The sequence below is a fragment of the Stenotrophomonas sp. GL_101 genome, from assembly GCF_057835675.1.
The window spans coordinates 2,974,294-2,997,494 of sequence record NZ_CM174432.1 but is presented as its reverse complement, the minus strand read 5'-3'; the positions used below and the strand labels follow the sequence as shown (position 1 = coordinate 2,997,494).

20 protein-coding genes are annotated in these 23,201 nt (G+C 66.4%); 6 read left to right on the top strand and 14 right to left on the bottom strand.

The genetic code is table 11. The features are described from left to right. Window positions 1-117: 117 nt before the first annotated feature. The 5 genes from sucB to purB all read right to left on the bottom strand — a co-directional run bounded on the left by sucB (window position 118) and on the right by purB (window position 9,043). The gene (sucB, locus tag AC3IR9_RS13135) at window positions 118-1,317 is read right to left on the bottom strand and encodes a dihydrolipoyllysine-residue succinyltransferase (RefSeq protein ID WP_489291167.1); all 1,200 of its coding nucleotides are present in this window, start codon (window positions 1,315-1,317) and stop codon (window positions 118-120) included. 41 nt (window positions 1,318-1,358) lie between these two features. Then, window positions 1,359-4,190, bottom strand: coding sequence for a 2-oxoglutarate dehydrogenase E1 component (locus AC3IR9_RS13130; RefSeq protein WP_489291166.1), 2,832 nt, complete (start codon window positions 4,188-4,190; stop codon window positions 1,359-1,361). A gap of 185 nt (window positions 4,191-4,375) precedes the next feature. Next, a complete protein-coding gene (locus AC3IR9_RS13125) occupies window positions 4,376-5,281 on the bottom strand; it encodes a GNAT family N-acetyltransferase (RefSeq protein WP_489291165.1) in 906 nt (301 codons plus the stop codon). Between the two features lie 2 nt (window positions 5,282-5,283). Further along, window positions 5,284-6,696 carry a ribosomal protein uL16 3-hydroxylase gene (locus tag AC3IR9_RS13120; RefSeq protein ID WP_489291164.1) on the bottom strand — a complete coding sequence of 471 codons (1,413 nt, stop codon included), beginning with the start codon at window positions 6,694-6,696 and terminating at the stop codon, window positions 5,284-5,286. A 979-nt stretch (window positions 6,697-7,675) separates the two neighbouring features. Beyond that, on the bottom strand, window positions 7,676-9,043 hold the full coding sequence (purB, locus tag AC3IR9_RS13115; RefSeq protein WP_489291163.1) for an adenylosuccinate lyase: 1,368 nt from the start codon (window positions 9,041-9,043) through the stop codon (window positions 7,676-7,678). 292 nt (window positions 9,044-9,335) lie between these two features. On the opposite strand from purB, the gene AC3IR9_RS13110 reads away from it, so the two are divergent. Next, window positions 9,336-10,748 (top strand): class II fumarate hydratase, encoded by a 1,413-nt coding sequence (locus AC3IR9_RS13110; protein WP_489291162.1) that lies wholly within the window; start codon window positions 9,336-9,338, stop codon window positions 10,746-10,748. 472 nt (window positions 10,749-11,220) lie between these two features. Here AC3IR9_RS13110 and AC3IR9_RS13105 read toward each other — a convergent pair whose 3' ends face one another. From AC3IR9_RS13105 to AC3IR9_RS13070, 8 genes are all read right to left on the bottom strand, one after another. Continuing rightward, window positions 11,221-11,646, bottom strand: coding sequence for a hypothetical protein (locus tag AC3IR9_RS13105; protein WP_489291161.1), 426 nt, complete (start codon window positions 11,644-11,646; stop codon window positions 11,221-11,223). A gap of 92 nt (window positions 11,647-11,738) precedes the next feature. After that, entirely contained in the window at window positions 11,739-12,347 is a 609-nt protein-coding gene (locus tag AC3IR9_RS13100; RefSeq protein ID WP_489291160.1) for a YggN family protein, read from the bottom strand. A 24-nt stretch (window positions 12,348-12,371) separates the two neighbouring features. Next, window positions 12,372-13,259 carry a GIN domain-containing protein gene (locus AC3IR9_RS13095; protein ID WP_489291159.1) on the bottom strand — a complete coding sequence of 296 codons (888 nt, stop codon included), beginning with the start codon at window positions 13,257-13,259 and terminating at the stop codon, window positions 12,372-12,374. A gap of 45 nt (window positions 13,260-13,304) precedes the next feature. After that, entirely contained in the window at window positions 13,305-14,333 is a 1,029-nt protein-coding gene (locus AC3IR9_RS13090; RefSeq protein ID WP_489291158.1) for a hypothetical protein, read from the bottom strand. Further along, a complete protein-coding gene (locus AC3IR9_RS13085) occupies window positions 14,330-15,205 on the bottom strand; it encodes an ABC transporter ATP-binding protein (RefSeq protein ID WP_489291157.1) in 876 nt (291 codons plus the stop codon). Before AC3IR9_RS13085 ends, AC3IR9_RS13090 begins: the two co-directional genes overlap by 4 nt. Continuing rightward, on the bottom strand, window positions 15,202-15,564 hold the full coding sequence (locus AC3IR9_RS13080) for a GntR family transcriptional regulator (RefSeq protein ID WP_128096337.1): 363 nt from the start codon (window positions 15,562-15,564) through the stop codon (window positions 15,202-15,204). The genes AC3IR9_RS13085 and AC3IR9_RS13080 overlap by 4 nt, the downstream gene beginning before the upstream one ends. 2 nt (window positions 15,565-15,566) lie before the next feature. After that, complete coding sequence (locus AC3IR9_RS13075) at window positions 15,567-15,818, bottom strand: hypothetical protein (protein WP_489291156.1); 252 nt, start codon at window positions 15,816-15,818, stop codon at window positions 15,567-15,569. A gap of 113 nt (window positions 15,819-15,931) precedes the next feature. Beyond that, entirely contained in the window at window positions 15,932-16,273 is a 342-nt protein-coding gene (locus AC3IR9_RS13070; RefSeq protein ID WP_489291155.1) for a hypothetical protein, read from the bottom strand. On the opposite strand from AC3IR9_RS13070, the gene AC3IR9_RS13065 reads away from it, so the two are divergent. The 5 genes from AC3IR9_RS13065 (at window position 16,273) to AC3IR9_RS13045 (ending at window position 20,278) form a co-directional block, all read left to right on the top strand. Further along, window positions 16,273-16,878: a glutathione peroxidase gene (locus tag AC3IR9_RS13065; RefSeq protein ID WP_489291154.1), complete on the top strand. Its 606-nt coding sequence runs from the start codon at window positions 16,273-16,275 to the stop codon at window positions 16,876-16,878. The two genes, AC3IR9_RS13070 and AC3IR9_RS13065, sit on opposite strands and share 1 nt — an antisense overlap. A gap of 84 nt (window positions 16,879-16,962) precedes the next feature. After that, a complete protein-coding gene (locus tag AC3IR9_RS13060) occupies window positions 16,963-17,943 on the top strand; it encodes an FKBP-type peptidyl-prolyl cis-trans isomerase (protein WP_489291153.1) in 981 nt (326 codons plus the stop codon). A 23-nt stretch (window positions 17,944-17,966) separates the two neighbouring features. Then, a complete protein-coding gene (locus tag AC3IR9_RS13055) occupies window positions 17,967-19,316 on the top strand; it encodes a UDP-glucose dehydrogenase family protein (protein WP_489291152.1) in 1,350 nt (449 codons plus the stop codon). Next, window positions 19,309-19,548: a SlyX family protein gene (locus AC3IR9_RS13050; RefSeq protein WP_489291151.1), complete on the top strand. Its 240-nt coding sequence runs from the start codon at window positions 19,309-19,311 to the stop codon at window positions 19,546-19,548. Before AC3IR9_RS13055 ends, AC3IR9_RS13050 begins: the two co-directional genes overlap by 8 nt. Before the next feature lie 13 nt (window positions 19,549-19,561). Further along, window positions 19,562-20,278, top strand: coding sequence for a DUF2058 domain-containing protein (locus AC3IR9_RS13045; protein ID WP_489291150.1), 717 nt, complete (start codon window positions 19,562-19,564; stop codon window positions 20,276-20,278). 236 nt (window positions 20,279-20,514) lie between these two features. Here the strand turns inward: AC3IR9_RS13045 and metH are convergent, their stop codons facing one another. Next, the gene (gene metH, locus AC3IR9_RS13040; protein ID WP_489291149.1) at window positions 20,515-23,199 is read right to left on the bottom strand and encodes a methionine synthase; all 2,685 of its coding nucleotides are present in this window, start codon (window positions 23,197-23,199) and stop codon (window positions 20,515-20,517) included. Window positions 23,200-23,201: the final 2 nt, after the last annotated feature.

The following is a 23,201-nucleotide window of genomic DNA, read 5'->3' as shown; positions in this document are numbered from 1 at the left end:
TGCATTCCCGAGCTTCACCAGGAAGCCGGTGGCGCCTTGCGCCGGGGAAGGGGGCGGGGATGCCGCACCCGGAACGACGAACCCCTCCGATGCAGCGCATCGGAGGGGTCGCAGGTCTTACAGGCCGAACAGCATGCGGCCCGGGTTTTCCAGCTGGTTCTTGATGTCCACCAGGAACTGCACCGAGTCCTTGCCATCGATGATGCGATGGTCGTAGGACAGCGCCAGGTACATCATCGGCGCGATCACGACCTGGCCGTTCTGGGCGATCGGACGCTCCTTGATGGCGTGCATGCCCAGGATGGCGCTCTGCGGCGGGTTGATGATCGGCGTGGACAGCAGCGAACCGAAGGTGCCGCCGTTGGTCACGGTGAAGGTGCCGCCCTGCAGTTCTTCCAGGCTCAGCTTGCCGTCACGGGCCTTCTTGGCGTAGTCGGCGATGGTCTTTTCGATATCGGCAAACGACATGCGCTCGACGTTGCGCAGCACCGGCGTGACCAGGCCCTTCTCGGTGGACACGGCGATGGAGATGTCCGAGTAGCCGTGGTAGATCACGTCCTCGCCATCGATCGAGGCATTGACCAGCGGGAAGCGCTGCAGCGCGTTGGCGGCGGCCTTCACGAAGAAGCTCATGAAGCCGAGCTTGATGCCATGGGCCTTGACGAACTCGTCCTGCAGGTCCTTGCGCGCGGCCGAGACCTTGGACAGGTCGACCTCGTTGAAGGTGGTCAGCATCGCCGTGGTGTTCTTGGACTGCATCAGGCGCTCGGCGATGCGCTTGCGGATGCGGGTCATCGGCACGCGCTCTTCCGGACGTGCGCCACCGGCCTTGCCGGCACCGCCGTTGCGGGCGAAGTTGACGATGTCTTCCTTGGTTACCGCGCCGTGGCGGCCGGTGCCGGACACGTCGGCCGGGTTGACGCCTTCGGTGATGGCCGAGAAGCGCGCGCCCGGGGGCAGGGCATCGGCAGCGGATTTGGACGCCGCCGGTGCGGTGGCAGCGGCCGGTGCAGCAGCGGCCGGCGCCGCAGCCGGCGCATCGGCCTTCTTCTCTTCGGCCGGGGCGGCAGCGGCGACGGCGCCTTCTTCGATGATCGCCACGATCTGGCTGGAGGTCACCGTGGCGCCTACCTCGAACTTGATTTCCTTCAGCACGCCATCAACCGGCGACGGTACTTCCAGAACGACCTTGTCGGTTTCCAGGTCAAGCAGGTTTTCGTCGCGCTTGACGGCATCGCCGACCTTCTTGTGCCAGGTGGCGATGGTGCCGTCGGCGACGGATTCGGGCAGTACCGGGGCTTTGACTTCGGTGGCCATGCGGGAGCTTCCTGATTTGTCTTTTCTAGAATGAGGGGGAGTTATTCGGCGAACGTGTCGTTGAACGGGTTGACCAGCGCATCGGCGATCAGCTTCTGCTGTTCGAGGATGTGGTCAGCCATGTGTCCAGCGGCGGGCGATGCCGAGCGGGCACGACCGGCGTAATGCAGGCTCTGGCCATCGGCCAGGCAGAACTGCAGGTGGTGGCGGATCTGGTACCACGCCCCCTGGTTCTGCGGTTCTTCCTGACACCACACCACGTCGGCTGCCTTGCCGTACTTCTTCAGTTCCGCAGCCAGGGCCACGCGCGGGAACGGATACAGCTGTTCGACGCGGATGATGGCCACATCGTCCTGGCCACGCTTGGTCTGGTCTTCCAGCAGGTCGTAGTAGACCTTGCCCGAGCACAGCACCACGCGCTTGACCTTCTTGGCTTCGGCCTTGGCATCGGGGATCAGGTGCTGGAACTCGCCATTGGCCAGTTCGTCCAGGGTCGACACGGCCAGCTTGTGGCGCAGCAGCGACTTGGGGGACATCACGATCAGCGGCTTGCGGGTGGTCATGCGCATCTGGCGACGCAGCATGTGGTACGCCTGCGCCGGGGTCGACGGCACGCAGACCAGCATGTTTTCCAGCGCGCACAGCTGCAGGAAACGCTCCAGGCGGGCGGAGCTGTGCTCCGGGCCTTGGCCTTCGTAACCGTGCGGCAGCAGCAGGGTCAGGCCGGTGATACGGCCCCACTTGGCTTCGCCGGCGGCGATGAACTGATCGATCACCACCTGGGCGCCGTTGGCGAAATCGCCGAACTGGCCTTCCCAGATGCACAGGGTGTTCGGATCGGTGGTGGAGAAGCCGTACTCATAGGCCATCACCGCTTCTTCGCTGAGCAGCGAATCGATGATGGTGGCCTGTTCCGGCGACTCGACCAGCTGGCGCAGCGGCAGGTAGTAGTTGTCGGTCTTCTGGTCGTGCAGGATTGCGTGGCGGTGGGTGAACGTACCGCGGCCGACATCCTGGCCGACCAGGCGCAGGCTGTTGCCTTCGTCCAGGACGGTGGCGTAGGCGAGGTTTTCGGCAAAGCCCCAGTCGCCCGGGATCTCGCCGGCGGCCATCTTGCGGCGGTCGTCGTAGACCTTGGCCACGCGCGAGTGCAGTTCCACGCCTTCGGGCACGGTGTTGATCATCATGGCCAGCTGCTTGACCTTGTCCATGCCCACCGCGGTGGAGATGGGGTCGGACAGCTTGCCTTCCAGCAGCTTGGGCCAATCCACGAACAGCGGGCTGCTCGGCGGGGTCTTTTCGACCTTGGCCAGTTCGGTGGTGACTTCACCTGCATCGAGCTTGTTGCGGTAAGCATCGACCAGCGCCTTGCCGGCCCCGGCGGCGATCACGCCGGCCTGTTCCAGCTGCGCGGCGTACAGCTCGCGGGTGGTCTGGTGCTTGCGGATCACCTGGTACATCAGCGGCTGGGTGATCGCCGGTTCGTCGGCCTCGTTGTGGCCCCAACGGCGGTAGCACATCAGGTCGATGACCACGTCCTTGGCGAAGGCCTGGCGGAACTCGAAGGCCAGCCTGGCCGCGAACACCACCGCTTCGGGATCATCGCCGTTCACGTGCAGCACCGGGGCGGCGATCATCTTGGCCACGTCGGTGGCATAGCGCGTGGAGCGCGTGTCCAGCGGGTTGGAGGTGGTGAAGCCGACCTGGTTGTTGACCACGATGTGCACCGTGCCACCGACGGCGAAGCCGCGGGCCTGGGACATCTGGAACAGCTCCATCACCACGCCCTGGCCGGAGAAGGCCGCGTCGCCGTGGATCAGGATCGGCATCACCTGCCTGCGCGCGGTGTCCTTGCGGCGCTCCTGGCGCGAACGCACGGAACCGGCTACCACCGGATCGGCGATTTCAAGGTGCGAGGGGTTGAACGCCAGCGCCAGGTGCACCGGGCCGCCGTCGGTGGCGACGTTGGCCGAGAAGCCCATGTGGTACTTCACGTCACCGGCCGAGGCGTGCTCGTCGTGCTCGAACTTGCCTTCGAACTCGTCGAACAGCTTGCGCGGGCTCTTGCCCAGCGTATTGACCAGCACGTTCAGGCGGCCGCGGTGGGCCATGCCGATCACCACGTCCTTGACGCCATCCTTGCCGGCGTCGCGGATGATGGTGTCCATCATCGGGATCAGCGAATCGCCGCCTTCCAGCGAGAAGCGCTTCTGGCCCACGTACTTGGTATGCAGGTAGCGCTCCAGGCCCTCGGCCGCGGTGAGGCGGTCCAGGGTGCGGCGCTGGGTGTCGGCATCCAGGTTGTAGTTGCCACCGGCCAGCTCCAGGCGCTGGTACAGCCACTGGCGCTGCTCGACCTCGGAGATGTGCATGAACTCGGCACCGATCGAACCGGTGTAGGTCGCCTTGAGGCGCTCCAGCAGGTCGCGCAGTTTCATGCGCGGCTGGCCGGCGACGCCGCCGGTGCTGAATTCACTGCCCAGGTCGCTGTCGGACAGGCTGTGGAACGGCAGCCCCAGGTCCGGCGTATTGGTCGGCGGGGTCAGGCCCAGCGGGTCCAGGCGGGCACCGAGGTGGCCACGCGACCGGTAGGCGGTGATCAGACGGCCGACATTGCGCTCGCGCTCGTCACCGGCACCGGTGGCCGTACCGCTGTTGACAGCGTTTTTGGCAGCGTCGGCAATGTGGGCGATGACGGCCGAGTGCGGAATGTCACCGGCTTCGCGGCCCTTGAAGCCGTCGAAGTAGGTCTTCCATTTGGGATCGACACTGTCCGGAGAAACGAGGTACTGCTCGTACAGATCCTCGATATAGGAGGCGTTGCCGCCGGCGAGTTGCGAAGACTGCGCAAACTGCTTCAGTAGATTGTCCACGATGGAGGGTCGGATTCGCTTGTGGGGTAAGGCTTCGAAGATCCACGCGGGCAAAAGTGAATAGCCCTGCGCAGGCGGTCTATAACGGTCAAATTGTACCCCCATCGGGACAGGAAGGGGCACCGTACGGCCCTGCACGGGACCTGCGGTGTCATTCCCAGACAGGTTCAAGCCGGTGGCGTGCGCTACAGGCCGATCGCGCGGAGTTCGCTGCATTCCCGCGAACGTTCCCATATGCGCTGCAAACCGTCCTGTAACGGTCGCGAACGTGCCGGCAGCGTGAGCGCGGCTTCGCCGTCGAAACGGTGCCCGCTCAGACGAAAGTAGTAGTCGCCGGCATCGTTGAGCAGGCACGCCGACGCCAGCGCCCGGTCGATCGGATCGCTGACCTGGCGCACGCCGAACACGCTGGGCAGGCGCTGCATGAGCCCAAGCAGGGGGGAACCGGCCTGCTGGATGGCACCGGCATCGTGCACGATCAGCCAGGCCCGCTTGGCATGCCGGGCGGTGCCGAAGCGGCGCAGCGCCTCCAGCACCGGGGCGGCGTCGAGCAGGCCGGGGTCGAGCTGGCGGCTTTGGATCCACAGCTGGCGACGCGCGCGGTGGACCAGGGCGGTGGTGATCGCCACGGCCTGCTCGGCGCTGTCGATGCTGGCCGCGCCGGTCAGTACCCGGCGCATGGTCTGGTGGGCGATGCCGGCCTCTTCAAACACCTCGCCCTCGGGCAGGAAGCCTTGCCGGGTATAGAACAGGCGGGCGGGGAACTGGGCGTGCAGGCTGACCTCGGCCCAGCCACGGCCACGGGCCGCGTCGACCAGGGCCAGCAGCAGGGCCTCGCCAACGCCCTGGCCGCGCCACCGGGCCAGCACCGCCATCCGCCCGATGCGGCCATCCGGGGTCAGCCGGCCGGCACCGATGGGTTGGCCATCGGCATCGTGGGCCAGCACGTGGCTGCTGAGCGGGTCGAGCGCGTCGATCTCCAGCGCGGCCGGTACCTGCTGTTCGTCGACGAACACCTGGTGCCGGACCCGGTGCAGCGCTTCACGCTGCGCCGGGTAGTGGACGAGGCCGACCTGGAAGGCCGCTGCCATGCTCAGTGGGAGGTGCCGCTGGCCTGGCCGTCCGGCTCATCGCTGTCGTCGAAGTCGACCACGACCTCGATGCCGTCTTCGTGGATGGTCACTTCGTGGACGTCTGCCTGCACGACGTTGTCCTCGACCACCGCGAGGGTGTCGCTGGCGTCGACGATGGCGTACTCGGCGAAATCGCCGTCGTCTTCGTCCTCGTCCTCGAACGCCTGTGGGTCCAGCAGCTGGTAGTAGCCGCCGTCGAGCAGTTCCTGCACCGCGTCGCGGCCCTTGGCCGAGAGCGTGCGGTACCGCGCGGCGCCGATGTCCTCGGCGCCAGCCAGTGCCTGCGCATCCTTGACCGGCAGGGCGAACGCAAGGCCGCTGCAGTACAGGCTGGCGCCGCGCTTGGCCCGGCGCCAGGCCATGCGTGCCCACGGGTGGCGCTGCAGTTGCAGGCCCGCGGCGAGGGCGGCTTCGACGTTGTCGCGCGGGATCGGTTCGCCGCCGGCCATCACTTCACCGGCCGCACGGTAGGTGGTGATGAAGCGGCCGAACCAGTCACCGAGTTTGTCCGGGTCGTTCATGCGGATGGCGTTGAGCGCCTCGACCACGCGGTTCATCGCGAGGACGTTGATTTCGTTGGGGTCTTCGGGCAGCTTGAGGTCCGGGTCCTGGTAACGGATGGACTCGTCGGCGCCTTCGATCAGGGTATCGAGGTAGTCGCTGATCAGTTCGGCCGAGGCCGGTGCGCGCATGCCGAAGGAGAAGGTCAGGCAGGGGTCTTCGGCGACACCGTTGTGCGGGACGTTGGGCGGCAGGTAGAGCATGTCGCCCGGCTCCAGCACCCAGGCGTGGGTGGGTTTGAAGCGGCGCAGGAGCTTGAGTTCGACGTTGTCGCGGAAGTCGAGCGGGGGGCGCTTGCCCTTGATCGATTCGCTGGCGTCGATCTCCCAGCGGCGGTGGCCATGGGCCTGGAGGAGGAAGACGTTGTACTGGTCGACATGGGCGCCGACCGAGCCGCCGGTGGCGGCGAAGCTGATCATGACATCGTCCATGCGCCAGCGCGGCAGGAAGTCGAAGTGGGCGATGAGCGCGCGTACGTCGGCATCCCACTTGTCCACGTCCTGGACCAGCAGGGTCCAGTCGTGGTCGGGCATGCCGGGGAATTCTTCTTCCTGGAAGGGGCCGGTGCGGACGGTCCAGCCGTCGGTGGCGCGGTCATGGCTGATCAGGCGCGAGAGGGCGGTTTCTTCGCAGGCCAGGCCGGCGAGGTCTTCGGGCTGGACGGGGGTTTCAAAATCGGGGAAGGCGGCGCGGATGAGCAGGGGGCGTTTCTGCCAGTAGTCGCGCAGGAAAACGGCGGCGGGCATGCCCAGCGGCAGGCCGGGGCGGGCCTGGATTTCGATGACGGGGGTCTTGGTTTTGCGGGCGGCCATGGGGGAATCCTTGCAGCGTGTAGACGGAAAGCGGGGCGCGGCAGTGCCGGCGCGAGCAGGGCCATTGTCCGCTGGTTGGGCCGGATGTGCACCTGCGGTGGGGTGTCGCGGTGTCTCTGTGGGGGCATGCCGCGAGCGTCGGGGCCCGGGCCCCGGTAGGTCACCACCGTTGGTGGTGACGCTCTGCGCCGACGGCCTCCTCGTTCGGGCATGCCGCGAGCGTCGGGGCCCCTTGGCGGCCGGCAGGCCCTTGTGCAAATGTCCCCCGGCCGACGCCTGCGGCGCCAGCCTCCTCCTTTATTTTGCCAAGGACCTGCCGGCCGCCAAGGGGCTCGGCTTGCGGTGCGTGAAGAGCGGTATCCACGCATGCTCGACACGTGGGTCCCGATGCCTGACGCCGGTAGGTCACCACCGTTGGTGGTGACGCTTTGCGCCGACGGCCTCCTCGTTCGGGAATGCCGCGAGCGTCGGGGCCCCTTGGCGGCCGGCAGGCCCTTGTGCAAATGTCCCCCGGCCGACGCCTGCGGCGCCGGCCTCCTCCTTTATTTTGCCAAGGACCTGCCGGCCGCCAAGGGGCTCGGCTTGCGGGACGCGAAGAGCGCTATCCATGCATGGCGTGGATCTGCCGGTCTGCTTGGGGTGCCGCGTGCCCTGCACGCGGGCACCAATACCCTTGGTAGGTCACCACCGTTGGTGGTGACGCTTTGCGTCGACGGCCTCGTCGTTCGGGCATGCCGCGAGCGTTGGGGCCCCTCGGCGACCGGCAGGCCCTTTCGCAAATGTCCCCCGGCCGACGCCTGCGGCGCCGACCTCCTCCTTTATTTTGCCAAGGACCTGCCGGCCGCCAAGGGGCTCGGCTTGCAGGACGCAAAGAGCGGCATCCACGCATGCTCGACACGCGGGTCCCGATGCCCGGGCCCCGGTAGGCCACCACCGTTGGTGGTGACGCTGGGTCGGGCTCACATCGTTGGCGCGATCCTCAGATCGCCTTGGCCAGGTCGGCGGCCAGGCCGATGTAGCCGCCGGGGGTCAGCGCACGCAGGCCCTGCTTGGCGTCTTCGGGCAGGTCCAGGGTTTCCACGAAGGCCTGCATCGACTCGGCGGTGATGCCCTGGCCGCGGGTGAGGGCCTTGAGTTGTTCGTAGGGGTTGGGCAGGCCATGGCGGCGCATGACGGTCTGTACCGCTTCAGCCAGCACTTCCCAGGAGGCGTCCAGGTCGGCGTTGATGCGTTCGGGGTTCACGGTCAGCTTGCCCAGGCCCTTGGCGAGGGAATCCAGCGCCACCTGGCTGTGGCCGAAGGCGGTGCCGACCGCGCGCAGCACGGTGGAGTCGGTGAGGTCGCGCTGCCAGCGGCTGATCGGCAGTTTGGCGCTGAAATGCTCGAACAGGGCGTTGGCGATGCCGAAGTTGCCTTCGGCGTTTTCAAAGTCGATCGGGTTGACCTTGTGCGGCATGGTCGAGGAACCCACTTCGCCTTCCTTGAGCTTCTGCTTGAAGTAGCCCAGCGAGATGTAGCCCCAGATGTCGCGGGCCAGGTCGATCAGGATGATGTTGGCGCGGCGCGCGGCATCGCCGATCTCGGCGACGTTGTCGTGCGGCTCGATCTGGGTGGTGTAGGGGTTGAACACCAGGCCCAGGCTTTCCACGAAGCGCTTGGCGAAGGCCGGCCAGTCCACCGCGGGGTAGGCGATGACGTGGGCGTTGTAGTTGCCGACCGCGCCGTTGATCTTGCCGGTCAGTTCCACCGCGGCGATCTGCCGGCGCTGGCGCTCCAGGCGTGCCACCACGTTGGCCACTTCCTTGCCCAGGGTGGTGGGCGAGGCGGTCTGGCCGTGGGTGCGCGACAGCATCGGCTGCTGGGCCTGGGCGTGGGCGAGCGTGCGCAGCAGGCCGGTGACGTTGTCCAGCGCGGGCAGCAGCACCTCGCGGCGGGCCTGCTCGAGGATCAGGCCATAGCTGAGGTTGTTGATGTCTTCGCTGGTGCAGGCGAAATGCACGAACTCCAGCGCCGGGCCCAGCTCGGCATCGGCCTTGAGCTGTTCCTTGATGAAATACTCCACCGCCTTGACGTCGTGGTTGGTGGTGCGCTCAATGTCCTTGACCCGGGCGGCGTGGGCCGGGGCGAAATCGTCGGACAGGGCACGCAGGCGGGCGGTGGCGGTGGCCGAGAACGGGGCCAGCTCGACGATGCCCGGCTCGTTGGCCAGGGCCAGCAGCCATTCCACTTCGACCTTCACGCGGGCCTTGATCAGGCCGTATTCGGAGAAGATCGGGCGCAGCGCGTCGACCTTGCCGGCGTAGCGGCCATCGAGCGGGGACAGGGCGAGCAGGGCGAATTCGGACATGGCGGGCGCAGGGCAATGACGGCGGGGGCCGTCATTCTACGCTGCCCCGGCCGGCTCGGCCCGTGCCCCGTGCGCGCGGGGCCGCGCGACCCAACGCGGGCGGTCTGTCGAGCGGCCCGGGGCGGCCGATCCGGGCATGAACGGACACGCTCCGCCGGTACCGGGCGACGCCGCTGCACGTGGGCTTTTCCGGCACCTCGGAGTATCGTGCGCTGAGCCGCCAGCCAGGGAATCAGGCCCGTTGCCAGCCGCAGGTTCCCTTTCCAAACCGAAAGAAACGCGGAGTGATGCAATGAGCAAGGGTTTCAGGATCGAACACGACAGCATGGGTGAACTGCAGGTTCCCGCCGATGCGTTGTGGGGCGCGCAGACCCAGCGCGCGGTGAACAATTTCCCGGTGTCCGGGCAGCGCATGCCGCGCGGTTTCATCCGCGCGCTGGGGCTGGTCAAGGGCGCGGCAGCGGCGGTGAATGTCGAGCTGGGCCACCTGCCGAAGAACATCGGCAAGGCGATCGAGGTGGCGGCGGGCGAAGTGGCCGCAGGCCAGCACGATGCGCACTTCCCCATCGATGTGTACCAGACCGGTTCGGGCACCTCCTCGAATATGAATGCCAACGAGGTGATCGCCACGCTGGCCAACCGTGCCGGCAAGGCCGGCAAGCTGGCGGTGCACCCCAATGACCACGTCAACCAGGGGCAGAGCTCCAATGACGTGATTCCAACCGCGCTGCGTGTATCGGCATTGCTGGGCGTGCACGAGCACCTGCTGCCGGCGCTGGTGCACCTGCGCAAGACCCTGGACAAGAAGGGCCGCAGCCTGCGCAAGGTGGTCAAGACCGGGCGTACCCATCTGATGGATGCGATGCCGCTGACCTTTGAGCAGGAATTCGGCGCGTGGTCGGCGCAGCTGGCCTCGGCGCAGGCGCGCATTGAAGACAGCCTCAAGCGTCTGCGCCGGTTGCCGCTGGGCGGCACCGCGATCGGCACCGGGATCAACGCCGATCCGCGCTTCGGCGAGAAGGTGGCCAAGCTGCTCAAGCAGCAGACCGGCATCAAGTTCGACAGTGCCGAGAACAAGTTCGAAGGGCTGGCGGCGCAGGACGACGCGGTGGAGCTGTCCGGCCAGCTCAATGCGTTGGCGGTGGCGTTGATCAAGATCGCCAACGATCTGCGCTGGATGAATGCCGGTCCGCTGGCCGGGCTGGGCGAGATCGAACTACCGGCCCTGCAGCCGGGCAGTTCGATCATGCCGGGCAAGGTCAATCCGGTGATCCCCGAGGCGATGGTGATGGTCTGTGCGCAGGTGATCGGCCACCACACCGCGATCACCGTGGCCGGGCAGACCGGCAACTTCCAGTTGAACGTGACCCTGCCATTGATTGCGGCCAACCTGCTGGATGGGATCGGCCTGCTGGGCAACATCACCCGGTTGCTGGCCGATACCGCGATCAGCGGGCTGACCGTGCGCGAAGACCGGGTGCGTGAGGCGCTGGACCGCAACCCGATCCTGGTGACGGCGTTGAACCCGATCATCGGCTATGAAAAGGCCGCGGGAATCGCCAAGCGCGCCTACAAGGAGCAGCGCCCGGTGCTGGACGTGGCGCTGGAAGACAGCGGGTTGTCCGAGGCCGAGCTGCGCAAGCTGCTGGATCCGGCGGCGCTGACTGCCGGTGGTATCCATGCTGGCAGCAGCGGCGGCGGTTGATCGGCAGGCCCGGAGCAAACAAAAAAACGGGCCGAAAGGCCCGTTTTTTTTGATTCTTCTTCCAAAGGAGGCGAGCGTCTTGCTCGATGGCAGATGGCAGATGGCAGATGGCGTACGGCGACGCGCGCGTGGCGGGGTCGTCGGGGTCAGGCGGTCTCCGTTCGGGCGTGCCGCGAGCGTGAGGGCCCCGTAGCGGTCGGTAGGCCCCTGGCGCAAATGTCCCCCGGCCGCGTGGCGGCTTCCTCCATTATTTTGCCCAGGAGCCTACCGGCCGCTACGGGGCTCGGCGTGCGGTAAGCAGGGGGAAGCCAGGCTTTTCTGGTGCTGGTCGGTGGGTCGGGCGCTGGGCCCCATGCCCTTGGAGGCGAAATAAAGGGGGAGGGGGCGGCCGCAGGCCGACGCCGGAGGACATTCGCCGGAAAGGGTATGGGGGCCCAGCGCCCGACCCGCCGACCCCCGCGCGACCCCCTTGTCAGTGCCGATCGGCCTGCAGGTTGTCGAACGTCTCGGTGTAATCCTTGAACTCCGGAATGCGCTTCACCAGGTCAGGCGGAATCGGCTGCATGCCATCGGGCACCTGGATCTTGACCGAGCGCTTGGCCGGGTCCGGCGGGGCGTCGGTGAGGGTGTTCTGGCGCAGCACCTGCAGCTGGCCGAACATACCCTGCAGCAGCGCCTGCTGGCTGGGGTCGAGCGGAATTTCGATCTCGTCGATCTTCATGTGCCCGTTGGGCAGCACGATGATGTTCGGCGCCGGCGCGCGGCGGACGGTGAGCATGCCGTCGCTGACGGTGATCTTCGGCTTGCTGCGCTCGGCACGGTGGTTGCGGTACTCCTGGTCGCAGCCGGTGGCGCCGAGGCAGAACAGGGCCAACAGCAGCAGGCATAGCTTCTTCATGGCAGGCAATGCACAAAAAAGGGGGAGGGCTAGTGTAGTCCTCCCCCCGTGCATGCGGGCCGGGCTGCGACCGAACGTCGCAGCCGGCGCACTTACTTGCCGCAGTCGTCGATATCGCTTTGTTCCATGCTGGCGTAGGGCTTGAAGGCCGGTAGCGAGGCGGCCAGCGCCTGCTGCCTGGCCATCATCGCCGGCAGCAGCGAACACAGCTGCTTGGCCTGGCTCTCGATCTTGCTCGCCTCGGCATTGACCCGCTCCTCGATACCCTGGGTATCGCCCGAGAAGATGCCCTTCAATGCTTCGCCCGCAGCCTTCACGCCGAGGTTCGCGCCAGCCACGCCGATGTCCATGCCGGCCCCGGCCAGGGCTTCGACCTGCTTGCGATAGTCCAGCAGCAGGGCGCGCTGGCTGGCATCGGTGGGCACGGTCTGGCCGTTGATCAGCAACTCGCCCAGCGGGGTGATCTCGGCCTTGTTGGACTGATTGTCGGAGATGCTGATGTTGCCCTGGGCCATCTCCTTGCGCGCCCGGTCGGTGGCGTTCTGCACGGTCTTGCCGATGGTGCTGGACTCGATCGCAGCGGTGGCCGGTGCGGCCGCGCCGGGGTCGGTGGGGGCCTTGCCTTTGCCGCTTTCCGGCGGGCTGCAGGCCGCCAGCGGCAGGCAGAGCAGCAGGGTCGGGAGGAGCAGTCGCTTGTTCATGGGGTCGGTCCGTCCGGAAGGGGGTTACTTGCCGCGCGGCAGTTCGACGCGGCCGCGCACGTTGCTGTGCTGGATGTCTCCGCTGCCGCTGTTGCCCACGCGCAGGTCGCCGCCGATATCGCGCACCTTCACATCGCCCGAGCCATGGCGCTCCACGCTCACGCCACCGCCGATGTCGCGCAGTTCGGTGTCACCGGAGCCCACGTTGCCGACGCTGACATTGCCCTTGACCCGGCGCACATCGCTGTCGCCGGAGCCGACCACGTTGATCGACACGTTGCCGCCCACGCCGTCCAGTTTCAGATCCCCGGACCCCACGTTGCCCACCTTGGCATCCTCGCGGATGTTGCGGCCGGTGAAGTCGCCCGAGCCGATCGACAGCAGGTTCAACGCACCGGCACCGTCGAGCACCACATCGCCAGAACCCACCGCCGCGGTCACCAGGCCCTTGATGGCGGTGAGCTTGATGTCGCCCGAGCCGACGTCGGCGCTGAGCGAGTGCGCGCCGTTGACGCTGGCATCACCCGAGCCGACCTTCATCTGCACCAGGATGTTGTCCGGGATGCTGCCGCGGATGTCCAGGTAGGCATAGCTGCTGCCGCTGAGGGAGATGCTGCGGCCACGGCCTTCGCGCTGCAGCCGCACGACCAGCTTTCCGTCCACCTTCTGCTGGGTCACGGTGAGGTCGCGCAGCCAGTCGGCGTCGGAGGCACAGGCGCGCCCGCTCAGCGTGGCCGGGCCGGGACCGGCCTGCAGGTCGATGTCGTGCTGGTTGACCTCGAACACCACCGCCTTGGCACCGGCCAGGTCGAGCTTGAGCTCACGCGGTTCGTTGAACTTGCACTGCGGTTCATCGGCAAGCGCCGACAGCGGCAGCAACAGCAGGGAGGCAACAGCGAGCGTGCGGATCATGTGTGTTCCTCGGTCAGTAAGGGGCAGTGCGCAAGGCGGCAGGGGTCAGATTTCGCCGGCACGTCGGCGCAGGCGGATCGCGATGATGATGAACACGACGCCTGCAGCCGCGCCGATCCACAGTTCCGGCATCGACAGCACGGCCAGCTGGTTGGCCGGGGACAGCGCCGCGACCAGGTTGTCACGGTCGCCGACCACCGCGCGGAGCTGGTCGCCGCGGTAGAACACATCGCTGCCCGGCAGCGTGCCCAGCAGCAGGCGGCCGACGATGTGCTGCCAGAACCAGCCGCTGGTCATGTTGAACAGGTTCATCAGATGGGTGGTACTGACGATGATCCCGGCGAACAGCGGCAGCATCACCGCCCACAGGAACGGCTTGGTCTTCGACCATGCCGAGCACATCAGCAACCAGCCCACCGTCGGCAGCGCCCACAGCAGGTACACCGGGATCCACGACAGGTGGCTGAGCACGAAGCTCAGCGGGCTGGCCGGGCCCCAGATCAGGGTCATCGGGTTGCCGCCCTGGGTGAGCACCACCACCGACAGGATCAGCATGAAGCCGAACATGGTCAGCACCGAGGCGATCACCGCGATCACCGGCGCCACCAGCAGCGCGCTCAGCGCCTTGGACAGCACCGTCTGCGCATCGGACAGCGGCAGCGATTTCCAGAACAGGATGCTGCGGTCGCGACGGTCGTCGTACAGCGCGCCCAGGCAGTAGAAGAACACCACGAAGGCGAGCACCAGGAACGGCCATAGCGAGCTGAGCAGCAGGGTAAGGTCCAACGCATTGCCGAGATCGGCCATGTCCTTGGGATCGAGCTTCTCGGTCAGCATCTTCAGGTCGAGCCCGTTGACGTTGATGCTCTCGTTGTCGATCTGCAGGTTTCCGCTCTGCGCGGCCCGGCGCAGGCCCCACAGGCCGACCACGATGCCGATCAGGCTCATGAACAGCGAAATGGCGCCGGCGATCAGCGGTGCGTAGAGGAAACCACCGCGGTTTTCCCAGTACTCGCGCTTGAGCAGCCACTTGAAGGTGGTGGCCTTGCTGATGGGGTGGTGGACGGTGTTCATGCGTAGGTTCCCTTCATGATGGCCACGAACAGGTCCGCCAGCCCGGGGCTGCGGATCTCGCCCAGGGGCGCGAGCTGGGTGCGTGGCACCCCGTCATACAACAGCACGGTCTTGCCGAACGGCAGCGAGCGTTCGTCGATCGGCTGCAGGGTGCGTGCCGCCTCCAGCGCATCGGCCGACACCAGCACTTCGCTGTAGCGATCGCCCACGTCTTCCATGTCGGTGGTCAGCACGATGCGGCCGTCACGGATGAACATGACATCGGTGAGGATGTGCTCGATTTCTTCCACCTGGTGGGTGGTGACGATGATGGTCTTCTGCTCGTCGAAATAGTCTTCCAGCAGGCGCTGGTAGAACTCCTTGCGGTACAGGATGTCCAGGCCCAGGGTCGGTTCGTCCAGCACCAGCACCTTGGCGTCGATGGCCATCACCAGCGCCAGGTGCAGCTGCACGATCATGCCCTTGGACAGTTCGCGCACACGCTGCCTGGGTTGCAGCTTGGTCGAGGCCAGGAAGCGTTCGCAACGGGCCCGGTCGAAGCGCGGATGCACGCCGGCGACGAAATCGATCGCCTCGCGCACCTTCATCCAGCGCGGCAGCACCGCCACGTCGGCGATGAAGCACACATCGTTCATCAGCGCGTTGCGCTGCACCGCCGGGTCCAGCCCCAGCACCTGCAGTTCGCCTTCCACCGCGGTCAGGCCGAGCAGCGCCTTGAGCAGGGTGGTTTTGCCGGCGCCGTTGGGACCGATCAGGCCGGTGATCCGGCCGGGGGCGATGGTGAAGCTGGTGTTGTCCAGCGCCAAGGTCTGCTTGTAGGCCTTGCGCAGGCCGCGGGCGGAGATGACGACATCACTTGCAACGGCATTCATGAGGATTTCCCCTGGGGCAGCAATTCGTCAATATTCAAGCCCAGGCGTTGGATACGCTCCAGCACCAGTGGCCATTCTTCGTTGAGGAAGCGGTCGCGTTCGCTGCTGCGCAGCTGCGTGGCCGCTTCTTCGGTCATGAACATGCCCAGCCCGCGACGCTTCTCGACCAGGCCTTCGTCAGCCAGTTCCTGGTAGGCGCGCGACACGGTGATGGGGTTGAGCTGGTACTCGGCGGCCACCTGTCGAACCGAAGGCAGGGCGTCGCCGGGCTTGATGATGCCGTCAAGCATCATGGCGATCACGCGTTCCTTCAACTGACGGTAGATCGGAGCACCATCGCTCCATTGGATATCGCTCATGGTCAGCTCCGTGGGTTCAGCGACTGTGCGAATGAGAAGTAAGGCATGGACAGGGAACTGTGCAGCCGGCGGGGGGGCGTGGGGGCGCCGTCAGCGGTCCCTGCCTCGATGACGCCTGCGTCCTGCGGGCCTTCAAACGCACCGGTGGCGGTGATGCCGCCACGATCTCCGGCAGGGGTACCCCACCAGCCGAGCAACAGCAGCACGGAGGCGGCAGTGACGGCTTTGGTGGACTGGCGGCGCATGTGGTTCATGGGCTTCCCCTGCATCAGGTGACTGGTGTTGTATTCAACTATAACACCGGCACGCCGAAGTGCAACAGGTATCACCCCCAACTGATGGCAGGGGCATGACAGTCGCAATTCGATTAACTCAAGCAATTGATTTTTAACAAAATAAAGTGAATTTCAGGGGCGTGGCGGACGTTGCCGTCGTTCAGTAGCGTCAACGCCAGGGCAAGCGGTTGCCTGTTCAGGGCGCGGCGGCGGCACATCGGGTCGGCCGTGCAAACCGCCAGGCAGGGCCATTCAAACGCGCCGGTGATCGGCGCGCGGCGGTGCCGGTCCACCTGGCCAGGCGCGTGCAGGGCCGTCGCCACGCAAGGGTAAAAGTGCCGGTGATATAGTGCGGAGCTGGCTGCAAACGCTGCTGTGGCAGTGCGTTGCAACCCTTGTTCCCGCCGTTTTGCCTCTTTCGCGGAGTGTTGCAATGCCCCAGATCCGTCCTTTGCTGTCCCTGCGCCACCTGGTCGGTGGCCGTGCCCGCCGTTGGGGGGTGTTGCTGCTGGTGGGCGGGCTGCTCGCCGGCACCAGTGCCCAGGCTGCCGGCCTGCTTGACCTGAGCTACCGGCCGCTGGCCGGCAAGGCCGAGGTCAATCTGCAGAAAACATTCGGTGGCAAGGTGCTGCTGGTGGTCAACACCGCCAGCAAGTGCGGCTTCACTCCGCAGTACGAGGGCCTGGAGGCGCTGCAGAAGACCTATGCGGCGCGCGGCTTCTCGGTGTTGGGCTTCCCGTCCAACGACTTCAAGGGCCAGGAGCCCGGTGACGAGGCCCAGATCCAGGAATTCTGCACGCTTACCTATGGCGTGAAGTTCCCGATGTTCCAGAAGGTGCAGGTCACCGGCCCGGATGCGACACCGCTGTATCAGCGCCTCGCGGCCGCCACCGGCGTGGCGCCGGGCTGGAATTTCCACAAATACCTGGTGTCGCGCGATGGACGGGTAGTGGCGCAGTTCCCCAGCAAGGTCACGCCGGACGACAAGGCGCTGGTGGCGGCCATTGAACGCGAGCTGTCGGTCACGTCCAAGCGCTGAGCACCTCGACATCTCGTATGTGCGTGCGACAATGATTGCTTTCGCGCCGACGTCGGCGTCCAGTTACTTTCAGGAATGCAGCGAATGAAGATGGGAATGCGCGGCGCCGCGGCGTCGGTTCTGATTCTGGCGATGGGTGCCACCGGTACCGCGATGTCGCAACAACCGGCCGCCCCCGCGGCTGCCAAGGAGACTTCCGCTTTGAACTCCCAACGGGAAAAGCTCGGCTACGCCATCGGCATCGATGTGGCCAATTCGTTCGCACCGATTTCCAGTGAGATCGACCTGGCTGCGCTGCGTCGTGGCGTCACCAATGCCTTCGCCGGCAAGGAACCGCTGATTTCGCAGGAAGAGGCGCAGAAGACCGATGCCGCCCTGCGCCAGGCGATGATGGCCCAGAGCGGCCAGCCGGTGCCGGGCGTGGCCCCGGGGACCGCGCCGCCGAAGGTGGACCGTGAGAAGGTCGGCCTGATGCTGGGCAGCTACGCCGTCGGCCCGTCGCTGGCGCCGCTGAAGGATGACCTGGACCTGGATGCGCTGTTCGACGCGGTCACCACCACGTTCAACAAGGGCACCGCCAAGATGACCCCGGAGCAGGCCAAGGCCACGCTGGAAGGGTTCATGGCCGGCAAGCAGGCCGAAGTGCAGGCCAAGGCGGCCGCCCAGGGCGGTACCAACCGTACCGAAGGCAATGCCTTCATGGCCAAGAACAAGACCGTTCCGGGCGTGGTCACCACCGCGTCGGGGCTGCAGTACCAGGTGCTGCGCCCGGGTTCGGGCGAGCGCCCGCTGCCCAGCAGCAAGGTCCGCGTGAACTACGAAGGCAAACTGCTGGACGGCACGGTGTTCGACAGCAGCTACCAGCGTGGCCAGCCGATCGAATTCGGCCTGGACCAGGTGATCAAGGGCTGGTCGGAAGGCGTGTCGCTGATGCCGACCGGTTCCAAGTACCGCTTCTGGATCCCCGGTGAGCTGGCGTACGGCGAACAGGGCACCCCGGGCGGTCCGATCGGTCCGAACGCGACGCTGACCTTCGACGTCGAACTGCTCAACGTTCTTCCGTAACCGGAACTGGAGTCCCAACGGACATGCGTGTTGCGATTTTCGGTACCGGCTACGTCGGTCTGGTGACGGGTACCTGCCTGGCCGATGTCGGCCACCAGGTGGTCTGCGTGGATATCGACCAGGCCAAGGTGGATGGCCTCAACGTGGGCGTCATCCCGATCTACGAGCCGGGCCTGGAGCCGATGGTCAAGGCCAACCACGCCGCGTCGCGGCTGGTCTTCACCACCGATGCCGCCAGCGCGATCACGCATGGCCAGGTGATCTTCATCGCCGTGGGCACGCCACCGGACGAGGACGGCAGTGCCGACCTGCAGTACGTGCTGGCCGTGGCCCGCACCATCGGCACGCACATGTGCGTGCCGACGGTGGTGGTGAACAAGTCGACCGTGCCGGTGGGCACGGCCGACAAAGTACGTGCCGCCATCGCCGAGGTGCTGGCCGCGCGTGGGGTGGAGATTGCGTTCGACGTGGTCTCCAACCCGGAATTCCTGAAGGAGGGCGACGCGGTTGCCGACTGCATGCGGCCTGACCGCATCGTGGTGGGCGCGGCCAACCCCGATTCGGTGGCGCTGATGCGTCGCCTGTACGCACCGTTCAACCGCAACCACGACCGCGTGGTGGAGATGGACGTGCGCTCGGCCGAGCTGACCAAGTACGCCGCCAATGCGATGCTGGCGACCAAGATTTCGTTCATGAACGAAATCGCCAACATCGCCGAGAAAGTCGGTGCCGATATCGAGCAGGTCCGCCAGGGCATTGGCTCGGATCCGCGCATCGGCTGGCATTTCATCTACCCGGGCGCCGGTTATGGCGGCTCGTGTTTCCCCAAGGACGTGCAGGCGCTGGCCCGCACCGCGCAGCAGTACGGGCATGAGCCCAAGCTGCTCAACGCGGTGGAGGCGGTCAACGATGCGCAGAAGGGGCATCTTTACCAGCTGATCCAGCGCCACTACGACCGTGGCGAAGACGAAGGCGTACGCGGCAAGACGTTCGCGGTGTGGGGGCTGGCGTTCAAGCCCAACACCGATGACATGCGCGAGGCCTCCAGCCGCCGCCTGTTGGCGCAGTTGTGGGAAGGCGGTGCGCAGGTGCGCGCCTACGACCCGGAAGCCACCGACGAGGCACGCCGGATCTTCGGCGAGCGCGATGACCTGGTGTTCTGCGACAACGCCTACGACGCGCTGGACGGTGCCGATGCACTGGTCGTGGTGACCGAATGGAAGCAGTTCCGCAGCCCGGATTTCAACCGGTTGCGCGAGATGCTCAACGACGCGGTGGTGTTCGACGGCCGCAATCTGTACGACCCGCAGGAGATCGAAGCGGCGGGCCTGGCCTACTACGGCATTGGCCGGGGACGTTCGCTGCATGCATGATTCAATTCCCACACCGCGTGAGCAGGCGCTGGAAGCGCGCCTGATCGAGCTGGAAATGCGCGTGTCCTTCCAGGAACAGGCGTTGGCCGAGGTAAGCGAAGCACTGGCCGATGCGCGCATCGAAGGCAGCCGCAACGCCGACCTGACCCGCCTGCTGCTGGAGGACCTGGGCAAGGTCCGCAACGCGCTGTATTCCGATTCGGGCGAAGAGCCGCCGCCCCCGCACTACTGATCGATCCCACGTCATGAGCGATACACTCCGCGACCAGCTGCTGGGCCTTGGATTCAAATCCGCGCCCAAGCCCGAACGCAAACCCGATGCCCGCCGCGATGGCCGGCCGGGCAACAAACCCCAGGGCGCACGCCCGCCTGGCAAGCCCGGCGACGGTGCACGTCCTGCCGCCCGCAGCGGTGATGCCGCACGTCCACCGCGCGAGGGCGATGCCGCCCGCCGCGGTCCGCAGGGCCGGGGCCGTCCCGGCGGCGGCCGTGCTGGCCAGGGCCAGAATCCCGGCCAGGGCAAGCCGCGCTCGCGCGAAGACATCGACCTGGCCAAGGCCTATGCGATCCGCGCGCAGAAGGAAAAAGACGACCGCATCGAAGCGGAGCGCCTGAAGCAGGAGGAAGCGCGCCTGCGCCGCGAAGCCAAGGCCAAGCTTGAGGTGCTGCTGGAAGGCAAGTCGTTGAACGACGCCGGCGCCGAGATCGCCCGCCACTTCAACTATGGCGGCAAGATCAAGCGCGTGTACGTCAACGCCGACCAGCTCAAGGCGCTCAACGCCGGCGAGCTGGGCGTACTGCAGCAGAACGGGCGCTACATGCTGGTCAGCGCGGCGGTACTGGACGAGGCCGAAGCGATCTTCGCCCCGTCGGTGGCGTTGCGGGTAGACCCCAATGCCAGTGCCGAACAGGATCCCTACGCCGATCCGGCCTACCAGGTGCCCGACGACCTGGTCTGGTAGGGGTAGGCCACGACCGTTGGTCGTGGCGCGTGTGGATCGCGCGCGGTGATGGATGTGCCGACCAACGGTCGGCACCTACCTTGCTGGGTCGGCCCCTACCTTGCTGGGTCTGCACCTACCGGGTAGGCCACGACCGTTGGTCGTGGCGCGTGTGGATCGCGCGCGGTGATGGATGTGCCGACCAACGGTCGGCACCTACCGGGTTGGCCATGACCGTTGGTCGTGGCTTGCCGGTCTTACTCGGGGTCGTAATCCAGGTTCGACGCCAGCCAGCGTTCGGCCTGGACGCGGTCCACGCCCTTGCGCTTGGCGTAGTCGCTCACCTGCTCGCGGCTGACCCGGCCGACCACGAAATACTGGCTGCGCGGATGGCTGAAGTAATAGCCCGATACCGCCGCCGTGGGCAGCATCGCAAAGCTCTCGGTGAGCTGCATGTCGGCGTTGTTTTCCGCATCCAGCAGGCGGAACAGCGTGCCTTTCTCGCTGTGCTCGGGGCAGGCCGGGTAGCCGGGGGCAGGGCGGATGCCGCTGTACTGCTCGGCGATCAATGCCTCGTTGTCCAGCTGCTCTTCGGGCTGGTAGCCCCAGTAGTCGGTACGCACGTGCTGGTGCAGGCGCTCGGCCAGCGCTTCGGCGAAGCGGTCGGCCAGGGCCTTGAGCAGGATCGCGTTGTAGTCGTCGTGGTCGGCCTCGAAGCGTGCCACGTGGGCATCGATGCCGATGCCGGCGGTCACCGCGAACGCGCCGATCCAGTCCTGCCTGCCGCTGTCGGCCGGGGCGATGAAATCGGCCAGGCAGAAATCCGGGCGCTCCACTGGCTTGTCGACCTGCTGGCGCAGGAAGTGCAGCACTGCCGGGCCGGCGTCGGTGCGCAGATGCACGTCGTCGCCGACACTGTTGGCCGGCCACAGCCCGAACACGGCTTTCGCGGTCAGCCACTTCTCCTTGACGATGCACGCCAGCATCGCGCGCGCATCGCGATACAGTTCGGTGGCCTGGGTGCCGACGATCTCATCGGTGAGGATGGCCGGATACTTGCCGGCCAGTTCCCAGGCCTGGAAGAACGGCGTCCAGTCGATGACATCGACCAGATCGGCCAGCGGGTAGTCGTCCAGCACGTGCAGGCCCGGCTTGCGCGGGGCCGGCGGGACGTACTCGGCCCAGCCGCCCGCGAAGCGTTGCGCGCGCGCCTTGGCCAGGGTGACCAGCCGCTTGGCATCGCCACGGTTGCGGTGGCGCTGGCGGATGTCGGCGTAGTCGGCTTCATTGGCGGCCACGAAGGCCGCGCGCAGCTCGCGCGAGATCAGCGACTGGGCCACGCCGACGGCGCGCGAGGCATCCTTCACCCACACCGTGGGCGCCTTGTAATGCGGGTCGATCTTCAACGCGGTGTGCGCGCGCGAGGTGGTCGCACCGCCGATCATCAACGGCATCGTGAAGCCCTGGCGCTCCATCTCGCGGGCAACATGGCTCATTTCCTCCAGCGACGGGGTGATCAGCCCGGACAAGCCGATGATGTCGGCGTTGTGCTCGCGCGCGGCGTCGAGGATCTTCTGCGCTGGCACCATCACCCCCAGGTCGACCACCTCGAAGTTGTTGCAGGCCAGCACCACGCCGACGATGTTCTTGCCGATGTCATGCACGTCGCCCTTGACCGTGGCCATGATGATCTTGCCATTGCTCTTGGCGGTGTCGCCGCTGCGGGCCTTCTCGGCCTCGATGAACGGCAGCAGATAGGCCACCGCCTTCTTCATCACCCGCGCGGACTTGACCACCTGCGGCAGGAACATCTTGCCGGCCCCGAACAGGTCGCCGACCACGTTCATGCCGTCCATCAACGGCCCTTCGATCACATCCAGCGGGCGCGTGGAGCGTGCCCGGGCTTCTTCGGTATCCGCTTCCACCCAGGCATCCATGCCGTGCACCAGCGCATGCGCCAGGCGTGCATCGACCGGTTTTTCGCGCCAGGCCAGGTCTTCGCCCTTGACCTCGCCCTTCTTGCCCTTGTAACGCTCGGCGATCTCCAGCAGGCGCTCGGTGCCGTCGCGGCGACGGTTGAGGATGACGTCCTCCACGCGCTCGCGCAGTTCCGGCTCCAGCTCGTCGTAGATCGGCATCGCGCCGGCATTGACGATGCCCATGTCCATGCCGGCGGTGATGGCATGGAACAGGAACACCGAGTGGATCGCCTGGCGCACGGTCTCGTTGCCACGGAAGGAGAACGACACGTTGGAGACGCCGCCGGAGATATGGCAGTGCGGCAGCGTCCGCTTGATGATGCGGGTGGCTTCGATGAAGTCGACCGCGTAGTTGTCGTGCTCCTCGATGCCGGTGGCGACGGCGAAGATGTTCGGATCGAAGATGATGTCCTGCGGGGGGAACCCGACCTGTTCGGTCAGGATGCGGTAGGCGCGGGTACAGATCTCGACCTTGCGCGCACAGGTATCGGCCTGGCCTTCCTCGTCGAAGGCCATCACCACCGCGGCGGCGCCGTAACGCAGCACCTTGCGTGCGTGCTCGATGAACTGCGCCTCGCCTTCCTTGAGCGAGATCGAATTGACCACGCTCTTGCCCTGCAGGCACTTCAGGCCCGCCTCGATCACGCTCCACTTGGAGGAGTCGACCATCACCGGGATGCGCGCGATGTCCGGCTCGGACATGATCAGGTTGAGATAGCGCGTCATCGCCTTCTCGGAATCGATCAGGCCCTCGTCCATGTTGACGTCGAGGATCTGCGCACCGCTGGCCACCTGTTGGCGCGCGACCTCGACCGCTTCCTCGTAACGTTCTTCCTTGACCAGTTTGCGGAACTGCGCGCTGCCGGTCACGTTGGTGCGCTCGCCGATGTTGACGAACAGCAGGTCCGGCGTGATCACCAGCGGCTCGAGGCCGGAGAGGCGGGTAGGGCGGGAAGGCGTCATGG